The following is a 554-nucleotide window of genomic DNA, read 5'->3' on the forward strand; positions in this document are numbered from 1 at the left end:
GTTCCGGATGTTTCTGTGCGCAGGGATCTGAAGGAAGAAGAAGACAGAAAGGAGGAGTGCAGAAGGCACGGCCTGCGGTGGCATACTCAGGAGGGCTACCGGTGGAAGGAGAGAAGGGAGAAAAAGATGTAAGGGAGAAAAGAGGAGGACAGCCATGGAAAGAGGAAGGAAAGGGGAAGGAGAAAGGAAGAGCAGCAAGAGGGAGAGGAGGGAAAAAAAGGAAAGAAGAAGGGGGGAAGGGAAGGAGAGAGGGAGAAAGAGGAGCAGGCGTGTTCGAAAACCCGTCCATGATTCCTTCCTCATATCCTGTGAGGGCAGGAAAGGGAGGAGGCAGGGAGGGGGAAAGGGGGAGGAGAAGAGAAGGGAGAAGGAAGAGACAAAGAATTTGAGCTCAGAGGAGAATGGGGGGAGAAAGAAGGAAGAGAAAGGGAGAGGGAAAAGAGAAGGAAAAAGGGGGGGAAGGAGGAAGAGGGGGGGGAGGAGAGGAAGAGAGAAAAAAAGGGAAAGAAGAGAAGGAAAAAGCGTGGAGAAAAAGGGAAGGAGAGGAAGAAAAG

At 52.2% G+C, this 554-nt stretch carries 1 protein-coding gene; it reads left to right on the forward strand.

The window, feature by feature from the left end; translation table 11 throughout:
• Positions 1-101 precede the first annotated feature (101 nt).
• The gene (locus E1963_RS19505) at positions 102-389 is read left to right on the forward strand and encodes a hypothetical protein (RefSeq protein WP_145964212.1); all 288 of its coding nucleotides are present in this window, start codon (positions 102-104) and stop codon (positions 387-389) included.
• Positions 390-554: the final 165 nt, after the last annotated feature.

The sequence above is a fragment of the Extibacter muris genome (assembly GCF_004345005.1).
Taxonomy (GTDB): Bacteria; Bacillota; Clostridia; order Lachnospirales; family Lachnospiraceae; genus Extibacter; species Extibacter muris.